The 15,694-nt window shown below is 61.1% G+C and carries 18 protein-coding genes and 1 pseudogene; 10 read left to right on the top strand and 9 right to left on the bottom strand.

What is annotated here, in order from left to right; translation table 11 throughout:
• Positions 1 to 90 precede the first annotated feature (90 nt).
• Together RL_RS22415 and RL_RS22410 are read left to right on the top strand one after the other, a co-directional pair.
• Positions 91 to 1,161: an esterase-like activity of phytase family protein gene (locus RL_RS22415; protein ID WP_011653729.1), complete on the top strand. Its 1,071-nt coding sequence runs from the start codon at positions 91 to 93 to the stop codon at positions 1,159 to 1,161.
• A 94-nt stretch (positions 1,162 to 1,255) separates the two neighbouring features.
• Positions 1,256 to 1,805 (top strand): annotated as a pseudogene (locus RL_RS22410) (AAA family ATPase).
• Between the two features lies 1 nt (position 1,806).
• Here RL_RS22410 and RL_RS22405 read toward each other — a convergent pair.
• Together RL_RS22405 and rpmB are read right to left on the bottom strand one after the other, a co-directional pair.
• Complete coding sequence (locus tag RL_RS22405) at positions 1,807 to 2,442, bottom strand: VUT family protein (RefSeq protein WP_011653728.1); 636 nt, start codon at positions 2,440 to 2,442, stop codon at positions 1,807 to 1,809.
• A gap of 112 nt (positions 2,443 to 2,554) precedes the next feature.
• Complete coding sequence (gene rpmB / locus RL_RS22400; RefSeq protein ID WP_003543341.1) at positions 2,555 to 2,851, bottom strand: 50S ribosomal protein L28; 297 nt, start codon at positions 2,849 to 2,851, stop codon at positions 2,555 to 2,557.
• Positions 2,852 to 3,094: 243 nt separating this feature from the next.
• Between rpmB and RL_RS22395 the strand changes: the two genes are divergently transcribed.
• Together RL_RS22395 and RL_RS22390 are read left to right on the top strand one after the other, a co-directional pair.
• On the top strand, positions 3,095 to 3,877 hold the full coding sequence (locus tag RL_RS22395) for a DUF3108 domain-containing protein (RefSeq protein WP_011653727.1): 783 nt from the start codon (positions 3,095 to 3,097) through the stop codon (positions 3,875 to 3,877).
• A gap of 30 nt (positions 3,878 to 3,907) precedes the next feature.
• Entirely contained in the window at positions 3,908 to 4,798 is an 891-nt protein-coding gene (locus tag RL_RS22390; protein WP_011653726.1) for an aromatic amino acid exporter YddG, read from the top strand.
• A 116-nt stretch (positions 4,799 to 4,914) separates the two neighbouring features.
• Here the strand turns inward: RL_RS22390 and RL_RS22385 are convergent, their stop codons facing one another.
• Together RL_RS22385 and gloB are read right to left on the bottom strand one after the other, a co-directional pair.
• Entirely contained in the window at positions 4,915 to 5,337 is a 423-nt protein-coding gene (locus tag RL_RS22385) for a cupin domain-containing protein (protein ID WP_011653725.1), read from the bottom strand.
• The gene (gloB, locus tag RL_RS22380; protein WP_011653724.1) at positions 5,337 to 6,107 is read right to left on the bottom strand and encodes a hydroxyacylglutathione hydrolase; all 771 of its coding nucleotides are present in this window, start codon (positions 6,105 to 6,107) and stop codon (positions 5,337 to 5,339) included. Before gloB ends, RL_RS22385 begins: the two co-directional genes overlap by 1 nt.
• Before the next feature lie 53 nt (positions 6,108 to 6,160).
• Here gloB and RL_RS22375 point away from each other — a divergent pair, with 53 nt between their 5' ends.
• From RL_RS22375 to RL_RS22360, 4 genes are all read left to right on the top strand, one after another.
• The gene (locus RL_RS22375; protein WP_028743993.1) at positions 6,161 to 6,973 is read left to right on the top strand and encodes a class I SAM-dependent methyltransferase; all 813 of its coding nucleotides are present in this window, start codon (positions 6,161 to 6,163) and stop codon (positions 6,971 to 6,973) included.
• A gap of 203 nt (positions 6,974 to 7,176) precedes the next feature.
• A complete protein-coding gene (gene hisC / locus RL_RS22370; protein WP_011653722.1) occupies positions 7,177 to 8,274 on the top strand; it encodes a histidinol-phosphate transaminase in 1,098 nt (365 codons plus the stop codon).
• Positions 8,271 to 9,194 (top strand): prephenate/arogenate dehydrogenase family protein, encoded by a 924-nt coding sequence (locus tag RL_RS22365; RefSeq protein WP_011653721.1) that lies wholly within the window; start codon positions 8,271 to 8,273, stop codon positions 9,192 to 9,194. Before hisC ends, RL_RS22365 begins: the two co-directional genes overlap by 4 nt.
• Before the next feature lie 8 nt (positions 9,195 to 9,202).
• Entirely contained in the window at positions 9,203 to 9,622 is a 420-nt protein-coding gene (locus RL_RS22360) for a GNAT family N-acetyltransferase (RefSeq protein WP_011653720.1), read from the top strand.
• Between the two features lie 105 nt (positions 9,623 to 9,727).
• Here the strand turns inward: RL_RS22360 and RL_RS22355 are convergent, their stop codons facing one another.
• Positions 9,728 to 10,744: a DUF2125 domain-containing protein gene (locus tag RL_RS22355; RefSeq protein ID WP_011653719.1), complete on the bottom strand. Its 1,017-nt coding sequence runs from the start codon at positions 10,742 to 10,744 to the stop codon at positions 9,728 to 9,730.
• A gap of 50 nt (positions 10,745 to 10,794) precedes the next feature.
• Between RL_RS22355 and RL_RS22350 the strand changes: the two genes are divergently transcribed.
• Positions 10,795 to 11,325, top strand: coding sequence for a gamma-glutamylcyclotransferase (locus tag RL_RS22350; RefSeq protein ID WP_028743994.1), 531 nt, complete (start codon positions 10,795 to 10,797; stop codon positions 11,323 to 11,325).
• A gap of 2 nt (positions 11,326 to 11,327) precedes the next feature.
• On the opposite strand, the gene RL_RS22345 is transcribed toward RL_RS22350, so the two are convergent.
• The 4 genes from RL_RS22345 to ftsE all read right to left on the bottom strand — a co-directional run bounded on the left by RL_RS22345 (position 11,328) and on the right by ftsE (position 14,733).
• Entirely contained in the window at positions 11,328 to 12,125 is a 798-nt protein-coding gene (locus RL_RS22345; RefSeq protein ID WP_041936483.1) for a lysophospholipid acyltransferase family protein, read from the bottom strand.
• A gap of 158 nt (positions 12,126 to 12,283) precedes the next feature.
• Positions 12,284 to 13,000 (bottom strand): YdcF family protein, encoded by a 717-nt coding sequence (locus RL_RS22340; RefSeq protein ID WP_028743996.1) that lies wholly within the window; start codon positions 12,998 to 13,000, stop codon positions 12,284 to 12,286.
• A 67-nt stretch (positions 13,001 to 13,067) separates the two neighbouring features.
• Positions 13,068 to 14,081 carry a cell division protein FtsX gene (locus tag RL_RS22335; protein WP_011653715.1) on the bottom strand — a complete coding sequence of 338 codons (1,014 nt, stop codon included), beginning with the start codon at positions 14,079 to 14,081 and terminating at the stop codon, positions 13,068 to 13,070.
• On the bottom strand, positions 14,074 to 14,733 hold the full coding sequence (ftsE, locus tag RL_RS22330; protein ID WP_003543317.1) for a cell division ATP-binding protein FtsE: 660 nt from the start codon (positions 14,731 to 14,733) through the stop codon (positions 14,074 to 14,076). The genes RL_RS22335 and ftsE overlap by 8 nt, the downstream gene beginning before the upstream one ends.
• A 206-nt stretch (positions 14,734 to 14,939) precedes the next feature.
• On the opposite strand from ftsE, the gene RL_RS22325 reads away from it, so the two are divergent.
• Positions 14,940 to 15,599 carry a membrane protein gene (locus tag RL_RS22325; RefSeq protein WP_011653714.1) on the top strand — a complete coding sequence of 220 codons (660 nt, stop codon included), beginning with the start codon at positions 14,940 to 14,942 and terminating at the stop codon, positions 15,597 to 15,599.
• Positions 15,600 to 15,694 lie beyond the last annotated feature (95 nt).

Genomic DNA, 15,694 nt, shown 5'->3' with positions numbered 1-15,694 from the left:
CAAAGGAAACGTCTGCAATGCTAGATCAGGATGATTTTTGGGCCGAATGGCCGATAATCTGAATCCGGATCTAAATCAAAGAAATAGAGCATGATGTCGTCCGAAAACCGCTTCCATTTTTCGGCGTCATGCTCCAAGCGCCTCTGCCGTGCGGCGTCGATCGCTCTCAGCATCGCAGTCGGCGCTTCCTCGTCATGGGCCGGCGACGTGCCGGTCATTAGCCGGCAAATCTCTGATTTCAGGATCGGCTCTTCGGAGACCAAATTCGGATCGCTGGAATTTCTCGGCGGGCTGGAGATGGTCTCCAGCAGAGCACTGTTCGGCTCGCTCTCCTCTATTCGTTTCCGGCAGGACCAGAAACATTTCGTCGTCGTGCTCGATACCGGCCAGTGGCTGACCGGCAGCATCGAACGTGACGTCAAGGGCAGGCTTTCCGGTCTCTCGGATGTGGAGATCACGCCGATGAAGAACGGCGACGGGCGCAGCTTCGAGGGCAAGGGACATATGGATGCCGAGGGCCTGGCGCTCGATGGCGACCGGATCCTGGTCTCCTTCGAGCAGGATCATCGCGTCGATGTCTATCCCGATCCTGGCTTTGCCGATTCGGGAGCGATCGCCACCCTGCCGATCCTCATCCCGCGGGAGATGCTGAGCTACAACCGCGGCATCGAGACCATCACCGTGGCGCCGGCATCCAGCCCGCTGCGGAGTGGCGTAGTCATCGTCTCCGAGCGCGGTCTCGACAGTGACGGCAACCGGCTGGCGGCCATTCTCAGCGGGCCGCTGAAAGGGCGTTTCGCGGTTAAGCGGGATGGCAGCTTCGACATCACCGACGGCGCCTTCCTGCCGAACGGCGACCTGCTGCTGCTCGAACGCCGCTTCAACATGGCCGAAGGCATCGGCATGCGCCTTCGGCGCATCAACGGCGGCGATATCAGGCCTGGCGCCATCGTTGACGGCGAATTGCTGCTGGAAGGCAATTTCAACTCGCAGATCGACAATATGGAAGGGCTCGATGCTTTCCAGGCCGCCGACGGCACGACCCATATCATTCTTGTGTCGGACGACAATCATTCGATCCTGCAGCGCAATCTGATGGTGGAATTCCGGCTTTCGGAAGAGGCCGCGTGGGCAGGGCCGAATTCCCAGAAGCGGAATTGATCCGAGACGTCAGACTGATGTCATATGCCTCGGCTATCCGCCGCGGCATCGGGAAGCAGTCTTCGGAGGGAGGTTCACGGTGCATATTCATGTCATGGGCGCGTCCGGTTCCGGCACGACATCGCTCGGCCGTGCGCTTGCCGAAAGGCTCGATATCGCCCATCTCGACACCGACGATTTCTTCTGGCTGTCGACGGACCCGCCGTTCACGACGCCGAGGGATGCCGACCGGCGCATCGGGCTGCTGCTCGACGAGGTAGCGCGGCATGAAGGCTGGATCCTCTCCGGATCGGCGCTGAAATGGGGAAGGCCGCTCGAGCCGCTTTACGATCTGATCGTGTTTCTGAGGATCGACCCGGAGCTGCGAATGGCGCGCATCCGTGCGCGGGGAGACAGCCCGATACGGAAACAGAATCAGGCTCGGCGGCGACATGGCCGCAAAAAGCGGGGAATTCCTGGAATGGGCGGCCAGCTATGACACGGCCGGCCCCGAACGCCGCAGTCTTGCGGCGCATGAACAATGGCTGGAAACGCAGACAGCGGCGGTGCTGCGGCTCGATTCATCGCTAGATATCGACGATCTGGCTGTAGAGGTTCTGCTGCATCCTGCCCTCGCCGCCGGTGCGGTCCGGCGGCGTCCTTGATTTAGCCGGCGCGAGCAGCCTGCATTGGCCGCAACACGTTCATCAGCGCGCCATAGGGCAGCAGCATGACGAGGCCGACGATCATCTTCACGGCGAAATCGCCGATCGCCCAGGAAATCCAGCGAGGTGCCTCGGTGGCGAAGACGCCGAGGACGGGGGCTGCTTCCAGCGCGAAGGGATCGTTCGGGCCGAGGAAGACGAAAAAGGCGGCGAAGGACAGCGAGAAGAACATCACCGTATCGAGCGCCGAGCCGATCAGCGAACCGACCAGCGGTGCGCGCCACCAGGCCTGGCGGCGGAGGCGGTTGAAGACGGCGATATCGAGCAGTTGGCCGGCGAGATAGGCCGAGCCGGAGGCGATGGCGATGCGCGGCACCGAGGTGAAGAAGGAGAGCGTCACGCCGACGACGAAGCCGGCAAAGACGACTTTGCGGGCCGCCTGCGGTCCGAACTGGCGGTTGGTCAGATCGGTGATGAGGAAAGCGATCGGATAGGAGAAGGCGCCCCAGGTCAGGATGTCGGCAAGGTTGATGCCGGCGACTTCGGCGTTCAGCGGAAACTGGACGAGGAAGTTGGAGGCGACGACGACGAGCGTCATCAGCGCGACATAGGCGATGGTATAGCGGGTCTTCAGCATTTTTTTATCCTGGGTGATGCCACCAGTTGGAGGAGCAGACCGGCAAAGCAAAAGGCTTGTCCGGTATTATCCGTTCAAGCCTTTTGAAGCCGTATGAAAGAAGGGCAGAAGCTTACGCAGCAGCGGCTTCAGCGGTCTTCTTGGCGATCTGACGGCGCAGCAGGCGAGCGCGCATCGACAGTTCGTTCTCGCTGGCCTTCAGCAGGAAGGCATCGAGGCCGCCACGATGCTCGACAGTGCGAAGAGCGGCAGCCGAAACGCGAAGACGGTAACGCTGGTTGAGAGCGTCGGAAATCAGCGTTACCTGGCACAGGTTCGGCAGGAACCGGCGCTTGGTCTTGTTGTTGGCATGGCTGACATTGTTACCAGTCAGGACGGCCTTGCCGGTCAATTCGCACACGCGGGACATGGAACACCTATTCTTGTTTTTCTCGGGCCATCGAATTGCCATTCCCGGCAAAACCAGGCGCGCAATCCAACGGGCATGATTGGAAAGTTGCGGTTCTATAGTCAGACAGGCTGCTCGCGTCAAGCCAAACCTTGGCCTTTCCCGCAATTCTGTCAAAAAGCTGCTGTTTTCTTCCCTTCGCGGCAGGAGTATACAGCGCTCAGCAAGGGCCTGCCAGCGCGCAGCAAGACAAGGCTTTTTTCCATGGCTCATTCGGGCAGACGGATTTTCATTTCGGCCATTGCCGCACTTCTTGCCATACCGGCATCGGCGGCCGAAATCCAGCATCGGACGGAATACCGGGTGGCGCTCGCCGGCCTGCCGATCGCGCGCGCCGCGTTCCTCACGCAGATCGAGGACGATCACAGCTACAAGATCGCCGGCGACATCAATTCTGCCGGTCTTGCCGATCTCGTCACGACGATTTCGGCCAAGACCAGCGTCACCGGCGTCGTTCGCAATGACAGATTGCAGGCGCAAAAATACTCTCTCTACTACAAGAGCGGCAAGAGGAAGGCCCGCGTCTACGAGGTCAGCTACCGCAACGGCAACATCATCTCGGCGACGACGACACCGATGCCGAAGCGTCCGAAGAACTGGATCGACGTCACGCCGCGCGACATGCGCTCGGTGCTCGATCCGATCTCCGGCCTGGTCTTCACCGGCGATACCAAGGTCTGCTCGCAGACGCTGCCGATCTTCGACGGCGAGACGCGCATGGATCTGGTGCTCTCGCCGAAGGGCGACGAGGATTTTTCGACCAATGGCTTCAAGGGCAAGGCGACGGTCTGCAGCGTGCGCTTCGTGCCGCGCTCGGGCTATAAGAAAGGCCGCAAGGACATCGACTATCTCAGCAAGAGCAATCGCATGGAAATCTGGTTTGCCAAGTCGGACGCGGCAAATGTATACGCTCCTGTCTATGTGCGCATTCCAACCGAATATGGAATGGTGACGATCACAGCCGTCAAATACGGCAGCAACAGCTGACGGGGCTTCTGCCCTCGTGAAGGGGGACAGGTGAAGTTTCGCGCGACGTTGATCGGTTTTACGGCCATTCTGATGTGGTCGTTCCTGGCGTTGTTCACCGCCGCCTCCGGCAAGATGCCGCCGTTCCAGCTTTCGGCCGTCTGCTTTGCGATCGGCAGCATTCCCGGCCTCGTCGTGCTCTCCCTCGATCCCTCGCGCCTGGCGCTGCTGAAGCAGCCGGCCAAGGTCTGGATAACGGGTATTTCAGGACTTTTCGGCTATCATTTCCTCTATTTTACCGCGCTCCGGAACGCGCCGGCGGTGGAGGCGGGGCTGATCGCTTATCTCTGGCCGCTGTTGATCGTCGTCGGTTCGGCGCTGCTGCCGGGCGAACGACTGCGCTGGTATCATGTAGCAGGTGCGCTTGCCGGGCTTTGCGGCACCTTCCTGATCGTTAGCCGCAACGGCATCGATTTTAACGGCGCCTATGCCATTGGTTACGCCGCTGCCTTTCTCTGCGCCTTCACATGGTCCGGCTATTCGCTGCTGACGCGGCGTTTCGATGCCGTCTCCACGGATGTCGTCACCGGCTTCTGCCTTGCGACCTCCATGCTGTCGCTCTTCTGCCATCTCGGCCTTGAGACGACCGTCTGGCCGGAAACGGTTTTCGAATGGGTCGCTGTCGCCGGGCTCGGGCTCTTTCCGGTCGGTGCGGCCTTCTATGCGTGGGATTACGGCGTCAAGAGTGGCGATATCCAGATTCTCGGCGCGGCAAGTTATGCAGCACCTCTTCTTTCGACGCTTATTCTGGTGCTGTTCGGATTTGCCGAGCCGAGCTGGCGCATTGCTCTCGCCTGCCTGTTGGTAACCGGCGGGGCAGTGCTGGCTGCCCAGGAGATGTTTCGCCGCAAAATTCCGGCGCAGTCCGCGGCCGCGGAATAGGCCTTAGAAAAGGATGATTTTAGGCCCCGTCGGCCTAAAATCTGAACCCTGTTCTAAATTAGATAGTTGGAGCATGATGTCGCCCGAAAACCGCTCACACTTTTCGGCATCATGCTCTAGCCGCCTGGCTTCCAATCGGGTGCCGCCATCTCGAAGCTTGAAAATTCGAAGCCGGGCGAGACGGTGCAGCCGACCAGGGTGAAATCGCCAAGGGTTTCGGCCGATTGCCACCAATTGACGGGAATGATTGCTTGCGGCCGCTCGCCGGCGGACAAGTTCGTTCCGAGCGTCAGGGTCTCGCTTGCCGTTCCGTCTTCCGAGCGGTGCAGCGAGAGCGGCGCGCCAGCATAATAGTGCCAGACTTCTGCCGCGTCATGGACACGATGCCAATGCGAACGCTGTCCCCTGGTCAGCAGATAATAGATCGCTGTCGAGTGGCCGCGTTCTCCGCCGGCTGTATCGCGAAATGTCTGCACGTACCAGCCACCTTCGGGATGCGGCTGCATGCCGAGTTCGCGGATAATGTCCTCAGGCGACATCAGAAATGGTCCTTGCGCTTGCGGATCTCAGCAAAGACTTCCTCATTGGTCTTGCCTTCCATCACCAGATTGCGGCGGATCGCCGGATCGGCGGCACGCAGAAACGGGTTGGTTTCCTTTTCCAGCCCCAGCGTCGTCGGGATGGTGAATTTGCCGTCGGCGCGCAAGGCCTCGATCTCGGCGGCACGGCTCTTGAGGCGCTCATTGTCGGGATCGACGGTTAGCGCGAAGCGGGCATTGGACAATGTGTATTCATGGCCGAAATAAACGGCGGTCTCATCGGGCAACACGGCGAGTTTCTGCAGGGAATGCCACATATCGGCGGCCGGACGTTCGAACAGCCGGCCGCAGCCGAGCGCAAACAACGTGTCGGCGGCAAACAGCAGCTTATCGTCGACGAAGTGATAGCAGATGTGGCCGGCGGTGTGGCCGGGCGTCTCGATGACGTTGACCGTGTGATCGCCGAAAAGGAAGCTGTCGCCATCGGCCATCGCCCGATCGAGGCCGGGAATGGCGACAGCCTCGTTGATCGGGCCGATGATCTCGCAGCCGAACTGCTCCTTCAGCGCCAGGTTGGCCGTGACATGGTCGGTGTGATGATGAGTGGTGAAGATATGGGTGATTTTCCAGCCGCGACGTGTCGCCGCTTCCAGGATCGGCGCCTCCTCCGGCGCGTCGATCGCCGCGGTAAAACCTGTCTCCGGATCGTGCACGAGAACGCCGAAATTGTCGGTGCGGCAGAGAAAAACGTCTAATTCCAAAGGTTTCATCGTTCAATAATCCCTTATCCCAGGAGTCTCGCGGAAATGTAGAGGTTCCGGCCTTGAAGTCCAACCGCCCGCTGATAACATTTGTCGCAATGCACGCCGATATCGTCGACCTACGCCAGTTCTATCACTCCGAGCTTGGACGTCTTGCTGAGCAGTCGATCGGCATGGCGCTGTCATCGCTCTGGGTGCGGCTGCCGCAAGAGCGTCTGGTCGGCCTCGGTTATGCCGTGCCCTTCCTCGACCGCTTCCAGGCCGATACCGAACGCACCTTCGCTTTCATGCCGGCCGGACAGGGCGCGGTGAACTGGCCTATGGGCTCGCTCTCGACGACGGCGCTTGTCTTCGACGAGGAACTGCCGCTGCCGGATTCCTCGATCGACCGGGTGCTGATGGTGCATTCGCTGGAATTCGCCGAAAGCCCGCGTGAGACGCTGAAGGAGCTCTGGCGGGTGCTGGCGCCGGGCGGACGGCTGGTCATCGTCGTGCCGAACCGGCGCGGCGTCTGGGCACGCATGGAGCATACGCCCTTCGGTTCGGGCCGACCCTATTCCCGCGGTCAGCTGACAAATCTGCTGCGCGAGACGAACTTCACGCCGGGCGCGACGGCTGAAGCGCTGTTCTTCCCGCCCTCGAAGCTCAGAACCATCCTGCGCCTGCGGCGCGCCTTCGAGCGGATCGGCCGAACGCTTTGGCCCGCCTTCTCGGGCGTCATCATCGTCGAAGCGCAGAAGCGGCTCTATCAGGGGCTGCCGGTTGCGGCGCGCGCCTCCCGTCGCGTCTTCGTGCCGGTTCTCGCACCTCATGGCGTACCGACCACACGCACGACAGCGCCGCGCGTCTTTTCAGACGCGCAAAGGACGCTGTAGCACTTTGAATGCTGCAAAACTTTATCCTTAAATCGATTCCAATTTAAGGAATTATGCAGGAGGTAACGTCGCTCCCGGCGTTCCCCAACTGCTTGTGTCACGCCCATGGCTCTCGACAACAATCGCATTCCGCTTTAATGCCACTTGGTGTTTTTCAGCCCGGATTTACCGGCAATTCCAAGGTCGAACCCATGAGCGTTGAGATGAGCAAGCCCGTTCCGCGTCCCGGTATTCTCGATATTGCAGCCTATGTGCCGGGCAAGGAACATGCGCCGGGTGTCGCCCGCGTCTACAAGCTTTCGTCCAACGAAACGCCGCTCGGCGCGAGCCCAAAGGCGATCGAAGCCTTCAAGACGGTTGCCGACAATCTGGGGCGTTATCCTGACGGGCAGGCGATCGAACTGCGCGAGGCGATCGCCGCCGTGCACGGTCTCAATCCGGCAAACATTCTCTGCGGCAACGGCTCCGACGAGTTGCTCGGCCTGCTCTGCCATGTCTATCTCGGCGCCGGCGACGAGGGCATCATCACCGAACACGGCTTCCTCGTCTACAAGATCCAGATCCTCGGCGCGGGCGCCACACCCGTCGTCGTCAAGGAGAAGGACTATACCGTCGACGTCGATGCGATCCTTGCCGCGGTGACGGAGAAGACGAAGATCGTCTTCATCGCCAATCCCGGCAATCCCACAGGCACCTATGTTTCCGTCAACGAAATCCGCCGCCTGCAGGCCGGATTGCCGAAACATGTCGTCCTCGTGCTCGATGCCGCTTATGCCGAATATGTGCGCCGTAACGATTATGAAGCCGGTATCGAGGTCGTCTCCTCCAATGCCAACGTGGTGATGACCCGCACCTTCTCGAAGGCCTATGGTCTTGCGGCGCTACGCGTCGGCTGGATGTATGCGCCGGCCGAGATCGTCGACGCGCTGAACCGCGTGCGCGCGCCGTTCAACTTGAACGCACCGGCAATCGCCGCTGCCGCCGCTGCCATCCGCGACCAAGGCTTCATCCAGCAGGCGGTCTCTTTCAACCAGATGTGGGTCGAGACGCTGACCCAGGGGCTCGAAGCGATCGGCCTGAAGGTGACGCCGTCCGTCGCCAATTTCGTCCTCATCCATTTCCCCGAGATTGACGGGAAGCGCGCCGCGGATGCCGACGATTTGCTGACGAGCCGAGGCTATATCCTGCGCGCCGTGCGCGGCTATGGCTTCGCCAATGCGCTGCGCATGAGCATCGGCCCCGAGGAGGCCAATCGCGGCGTGATTGCCGCGCTCACCGAATTCATGGGTCATCAGCCATGAGCGTGCAGTTCGATCGTATCGCGCTGATCGGCATCGGCCTGATCGGATCGTCGCTCGCCTATGACATCAGGCGGCTTGGCCTTGCGAGGGAGATCGTCGTCGCCACACGCAGCCCCGATACGCTGAAGCGCGCGGAAGAGCTCGGCCTCGGCGACCGCTACACGACGTCGTCGCAGGATGCCGTCAAGGATGCCGATCTGGTGATCGTCTCGGTGCCGGTCGGCGCTTCGGAAAGTGTGGCGAAGGAGATCTCGGCAAGCCTGAAGCCCGGGGCGATTGTCACCGATGTCGGTTCGACCAAGGCTTCTGTCATTGCGCAGATGCTGCCGCATATGCCTGATAATGTGCATTTTATCCCCGGCCATCCGCTGGCAGGTACGGAAAAATCCGGGCCGGATGCCGGCTTTCCCGGCCTCTTCGAAGGCCGCTGGTGCATCTTCACGCCGGTCGCCGGCACCGATGAGGTGGCACTGAAACGGCTGCGCAGCTTCTGGGAAGCGCTGGGCTCGAAGGTCGACGAGATGGATGCCGAGCATCACGACAAGGTGCTCGCCATCGTCTCGCACCTGCCGCATATCATCGCCTACAATATCGTCGGCACCGCCGACGATCTGGAGACGGTGACGGAATCGGAAGTCATCAAATATTCCGCCTCGGGCTTTCGCGATTTCACCCGCCTTGCTGCCTCCGACCCAACCATGTGGCGCGACGTCTGCCTGCATAACCGCGATGCGATCCTCGAAATGCTGGCACGCTTCTCGGAGGATCTCGCCTATCTGCAGCGCGCCATCCGCTGGGGCGAGGGCGACAAGATTTTCGAACTCTTCACCCGCACACGCGCCATCCGTCGTTCGATCGTCCAGGCCGGCCAGGATGTCGACGCGCCGGATTTCGGCCGCCACGCGCTGGACAAGAAGTAGCCGCCGCGATGGTGGAGGTGGCACGTGCCGGCCGGGCGGATATCGACTGGCTGGTTCGCGCGGATGCCAGCGCCGGTGAGGCGTGGGTATCGCGCTGCGTCGCACTCGGTGAATATCTGGTTGCCAGGGAGGCCGGCGAGATTGTCGGTTTCCTCCGCTTCTCCCGCTTCTGGGGCAGGGTTCCCTATATGGAAATGATCCGCGTCCTGCCCGGCCACCGCCGGTCGGGTGTCGGAACGGCGCTGTTTCTGGCCTGGGAAGACGCCATGCGCGGCGACGGTGCTCGTCTGCTGATGACGTCGAGCGAATGCGACGAAAGCCGGCCTCAGGACTGGCATCGCCGCAACGGATTTTCCGAAACCGGTGCGATCGAATTGCCTGGTCTGCAATGGGTGCCGGAAGTCTTCTTCATCAAGCGAATCGCCTGAAGCGCCTCGCGTCGAGCCGGAATCATGCGACGCGCTTCGGGCCCCTTCCTATTTCCTATGCATCCCGTTATCCCAAAACCGCTGGACACTTTTGGGGGAGATGCATCAGATCGGCGGAATCCGGCCGAGCGGGATGAAACCGCTGACGGTGGCATTGCCGCGATCGACGACGAGATCGACGGAGACCTTGTCGCCGCCGCCGGCAAGCGCCTTCAAGAGCTTCGTTGCCGTGTTGACGGTCGAGGCGATATCCGGAAAGGCCTGTTTCAGGCTATCCCCCCAGGGGCCGAGCTGTTCGATCTCCAGCTTGAATTTTCCCGAGAGGAAGCCCTGCTCGTCAAAGGAGAAGGGGCCAGTCAGCGTCATCACCTTGCCGTCGCCGATGTCGGCGACGATGCGGCGCAGGTCGCCGGTGGCACCATTGAGGCCGTTCGGATCACTGCCGTCGATCAGGCCGGCCTTGCCGGCGACGGTCAGGTCGATGCTCGCCGACAATTTCGGGAAGATCTGCGGCCAGTCCTTGATCGCCGTGTTGGCATCCTGCACGGAAATCGCACCGTCGAGATCAGCGCCGTTCTGGCGCAGATGGATTTCGGTGCGAGCGGCATCAAAGCTCATGGTCTGGCCGGTGTAGGAGGAGACGGCCGTCGCCTTCAGGTCCTCGATGACGGTCGAGCTGTGGTCGATGCCCTGCAGCCTGGTTGCAAGACTTGCCTGCAGGTTCGTCCATTGGGCCGAGATCGAAAGGCCATTGCTGGTGCGGATTTCGGCCGGCGAATCGAGTTCCCAGACGATATTGCCGGGCGCATAGACTTGGGCTGCCGAGCGTAGCGCGCCGAAGGTGGCGGAGACGCCGTTGACATTGTCGTCAACGTCGATCTTCGAGCAGAACAGACCGATACGGAAGGGATAGCCGCGGAATTCGATATCGGAGCATTCACCGCTGACGCCTGCCTGATCGCGCGGCGCGATCGCCTTCAGCACCGTGGTCTTCAATGCTGACGCCGCATAGAACCAGCCGCCGGTATAAAGCGCGATCGCCAGGAGGACGCCTCCACCCAGCAACCAGAATTTCTTGCCAGTGCCGGATTGGCTGCTGCCGGATCGGCTTGACGCTGCCATGATGTTCTCCAATGGTGAATCGCAAATGTGATTCCGGTCTGGCGTGCGATATGGACGAATTTTGGGTATTTGGCTACGGTTCGCTGATGTGGAATCCGGGCTTCGAGTTCATGGAGCGGGCAGAGGCCCTGGTCTACGGCTACAGGCGTTCGCTCTGCGTCCGCTCCTTTGTCCATCGTGGCACCCGCGACAATCCGGGCCTGGTTCTCGGCCTCGACAGGGGTGGCGCCTGCCGCGGCATGGCTTTCCGCATTTCGCCGGGAAAATGGGATGAGGTGATCGATTATCTCCGCGCCCGCGAGTTGGTCACCAATGTCTACCTGGAGCGCCGGGTGCGGCTGCAGCTTGTCGGCCGGCGCCGGGTCGAGGCGGTCGCCTACATCATCGACCGTGAGCATGAACAATATGCCGGCGCACTCGATGCGCTTGCGGCGGCACGGGTGGTGAACGAAGCAAAAGGCCAGTCTGGTCCGAATGACGCCTATGTCTTCAACACGCTGACGCATCTGAAGCAGATGGGTATTCGCGACCATTGGCTGGAGCGGGTGGTCAACGAAGTGGAGCGGCTACGCGCCGCCTGATCTCAGCCAGTTGCCGCGTTCAGCTTGCGCAGCTCGACCAGCCTTTCGACCGCCGTCGGCGGGAGCGGCAGATACGGATTTTGCGCGACGGTTTCGAGCAGAAGCTCGTCGCTTGCCCGCTCTGATACCTCGATCAGATGGGCGAAAAAGGCGTCCGGATCCATTCCTGGCATGATCGGCGGCAGGATTCTCACCTTGAAATGGCCGGGATAACGATGAATGCTCCGCCGCGGCCAGAAGAGGCCGGGATGCATGGCGACCGGCACGACGGGGAGGTTAAGATCGCGGTACATGCGGGCGATGCCGTATTTATAGAGCGGCTCTGCGCCTGGCGGGCGGCGGGTGCCCTCGGGATAGATGATGAGCTGGCGGCCGGTCGACAGTTCTTCCTTCGTGCGCTTCAGCACTTCCACCATCACCTTGCCGCGGGCGCCGCGATCGACCGGGATCATGCGCTGTTTCTTCGCATACCAACCGAAGAGCGGAATCCACATCAGTTCGCGCTTCAGGATATAAACCGGGTCCTTCAGCCAAGGCAGCAGTGCGTAGGTATCCCAGAAGGACTGATGCTTCGGCGCCAGGATGTAACTGCCGTCAGGCAGGTTCTCCAGGCCCTCGATCTCGAAGGTGGTGCCGACGATCACCCGCATCAGCCAGTGGTTGGAGCGCGCCCAGTTCTTCGGGATCGCATAGGCGATCTTGCGCGGCACGAGGAAATAATAAGGCGAGAGCACGATCATCCGGATGATGAGGTTGGCGTAGAAGATCGTGTTGAAGAGAACGGAACGCAGGGCGATCATGAAACTTTCCCGAGGCATGCTCACGCGTCCGGCCTACACGATATTGCCCGCCATAAAAAGCGTTTGGTAGCGCATGACACCGAAAATCGGAATCGATTCTCGGAAAGGATTATGTGCAGATTCAAAAACGATAGAGCGTCCTATCGGACGCTCGGCGTCTAGTTTTGGCCAGACGCACTTGCCGAGCGCAGCCCGGTGTGGCGGCCGAAGCCGGTGATGTTGCGGGCGCCGGTCAAGAGCACTTTCACATATTCGGCCAGCATGACGCGCATCGCATTCGGGTCGGTGAACCAGTTGCGGCTCTTCAAATCCGAGTTGACCACGGGATAAGCGATGAACTCGATGTCGGGATCGACATAGGAGAGCTCGGCGAGGCTTCGCGGCATGTGATAATTGTTGGTGACGATCAGAACGCTGCGGTATCCCTTGGCGTGGATCCAGTTCGAAGCTTCCTCGGCATTGCCGATGGTGTCGATCGCATCATAGCCGATATCGACACAGCAGGAGAAGAGATCGGCCGAGCCCTGCGTCATCTTGCGGATCTGCGCCGGCGTCGTCGTCGGGTGGGCGCCGGAAATGAGCAAGCGCTTGCCGGCACCCTTCTGCAGCAGCTCCACGGCCTGGTCGATGCGCTGGTAACCACCCGTCAGCACCACGATGGCATCCGCCTTCGGCTCGGTCGGGGGCTTCAGCGTCGTCACGGAATCGGCAAAACGCAGAAACCCGCCGAACACCAGGGCGATTGCCAGCAAGCAGGCAAAGCCGCCCCAGCGCAGCAGGCGGCGGATCGGCCCGCGCCGCGGCGGCAAACCTGCCGGGCGATCAAGCTCCGGGTCCTGATGAATCGGGTTGGGTGTCGTGTGTCCCATCGTCATGAATCGTGATTATACGCTGATTGCGGCGCGGAACAGACGCTTTCATGGCACAACGGCACGGTCACGATCAACTTCCGATGCCGTCGGTGCGTGTCGGGTCCGAGCGTAGAGTGTCGATTTCGTAGATCGTCCGCATGACGGTCAGCCGCGCGGTGAAGGTGGTGAGCAGCGCGATGACGATCATCGTTGCGAAGATGCCGGCATAACCGAGCACGCCGACGGAGAAGGTGCCGAAGAGCGCGGTCGCCTGGTCCGTTTCCGGAGTGGCGAGGGTGCGGCTTTGCCAGAAACCGGCGGTAGCGAAGAAGAGAGCGGCAAGTGCGCTGCCGATCGCCGAGCCCTTGAGGCTGATCTTCAGGAAATGTTTCTGGAATTCGGTGGCGACGAAGGAGCTTTCGGCGCCGACGAAATGCAGCACTTCGACAACGTGACGGTTGCCCGACAATGCGCCGCGCGTGGCGAAGACGACGGTGAGCACCATCGCCGTGAAAACCAGGAGCAGGATGCCGGTGCCGATCATCACAGTCGTGTGCGCCATGGACACCAACCGGTCGACCCAGGTGCGGTGATCGTCAAGGGTGGCCTGCGGAATGCTTTCCTTCAGCAGCGCCCGCATCGAATCGAAATCCGGTGGATTGCTCTCGTCGATGGTGATGATGACGAGGCGGGGAACGGGCAGATCCTTGAGATCGAGACCAGGGCCGAGCCAGGGTTCGAGCAGGCGAGCGGTCGCCGCCTCATCGACGATCTGGCCACTCTTGGTGCCGACGAAGGTCAGCGCGAGATCGCGCGCCTGGGTCAGCGCCTTTTCCATGTCGAGATTGTCGTCCGGCTTGATCTGGATGGTAATCTCGCGCGAGATCTGGCTCTCCCAGCTGGCCGCCGTCGAGCGCACCATGCTGACGCCGCCGAGCGTCAGGCAGGCGAGAAAGGCCATGATCGATATCACCACCATCAAGGCGCTGCCCTGGATGTTGGAAGGCGGCAGGATCGGCGCGGTCGGACGCACGCGCAATTCCGGCCGCTTCTGCTGGGTCTTGGCAGACGCCTTCTCGGGGTTTCTGGACGGGGGCTCAGTCATAAATATCGAGATGCCCCTCTGAGAGGATCATGCGGCGGGCTTCCACCTGCTCCATCAGCGCCAGGTCATGCGTGGCGATCACGACTGCCGTGCCGAGGCGGTTCAGCTCGAGGAAAAGGTTGAGCAGGCGCTTGGCCATCGGCGGGTCGACATTGCCTGTGGGTTCGTCTGCCAGCAGCACTTCCGGCCGATCCATCAGCGCCCGGGCGATTGCGGCGCGCTGCTTCTCGCCGCCGGAGAGTACGGGCGGCAGCACGTTGATGCGTTCGCCGAGGCCGACCCATTTCAAAAGTTCCAGGACGTCGGTCTTGTAGGAGCTCTCATCCTTGCCACGCACCCGTAAGGGCAAAGCGACATTCTCATAGGTGGTGAGATGGTCGAGGAGACGGAAATCCTGGAAGACGATGCCGACGCGGCGGCGCAGAAGCGGCAGTTCGGGGCGGGGGATTTCGGAAATGTCGCGCCCGAACATGCGGATCAAGCCGCGCGTCGGCTGCAGCGACATGAAAAGCATCCGCAGCAGCGACGTCTTGCCGGCGCCCGATGGACCCGTCAGGAACTGAAAGGATTTTTTCGGAATGTCGAAGGTCAGGTCCCGGAGGATTTCCGGGCCCATGCCATAGCGCAAACCGACATTCTCGAAGTGGATCAACGGGCAGCTCAGTCTGTTGTGGGTTTCACCGCACGACTTGTTAACCAACACCGTTAACAGCCGGTAAATTTTGCTGGAAAGACGCCCGTTTGATGGCGATCTTTGCGAAGCATTAACCATTAAAATTTACGACTGAGCAGGATTCGTTTCAATGCCAAGATTTCCTCTGGCAGCGAAACCATGTGGACATCTGCGAGGCAGCCACCATGGAAGCATCCTCCTTCAGTCGCCGGACGCCGGGCCAGACCTATGATTTCCTGCCGCCGGAACCCGCCAATCGTCGGTACCGCTCGGCGCGTCCTGCCGATATCTCCGACGCCGAATTCGTCACCCTCGGCAAAGTTCGGCCCAGGGAATTCAATGCAAGTACCTATAACGACAACCGCAAGCGTATGGCTGCGGCAAACGCCGCACAGCCGCCGCTCATGCCGGCAATGGCTGCTTCCGTTCTACGGACCGTGGAATCCTGGCTGCAGCGCGCGTCGATGCGGAGCTTCGCAGCGCTGGTGCTGGCGCTGGTCGTGCTCGTCTTCGGGCTTGCGGGTGGTTTTTCCGGCCTTTCCGGCGAGCGAGCCAGTTCCGGCGCATCGCTGCATTTCACCCATGTCACGGTGACGCCGCGTGATGCGAACGGCATGCGCGTGCTCGTCATCAACGGCATCATCGAAAACGAGAGCGGCACGACGCAGACGGTGCACCCGATCCGTGCCGATCTCGTGACCGATGAGCGGCTGACCGCAAGCATCGTCATCAACCCACCGGCCGACGTGATCTATGGCGGCCAGAGCCGGGGCTTCTCGGCTCGTGTCCAGCATGCCGGCGGAAAAATACCGGAGGTCCGGCTTTCCTTCCTGCCACAGACGTAACAGGACATGGATTGCCGATTTTCGCGTCGCAGGTCGCGCCAATCGCGTTAATTTCATAGCCGGCGAGGCTGTTTCAGGCTCGCATATGTGCTAAC

This window comes from Rhizobium johnstonii 3841 (assembly GCF_000009265.1).
GTDB classification, from domain to species: Bacteria; Pseudomonadota; Alphaproteobacteria; order Rhizobiales; family Rhizobiaceae; genus Rhizobium; species Rhizobium acaciae.
Note: the sequence above shows the minus strand (reverse complement) of the source record. Positions and strands in the feature narration are given on the sequence as shown.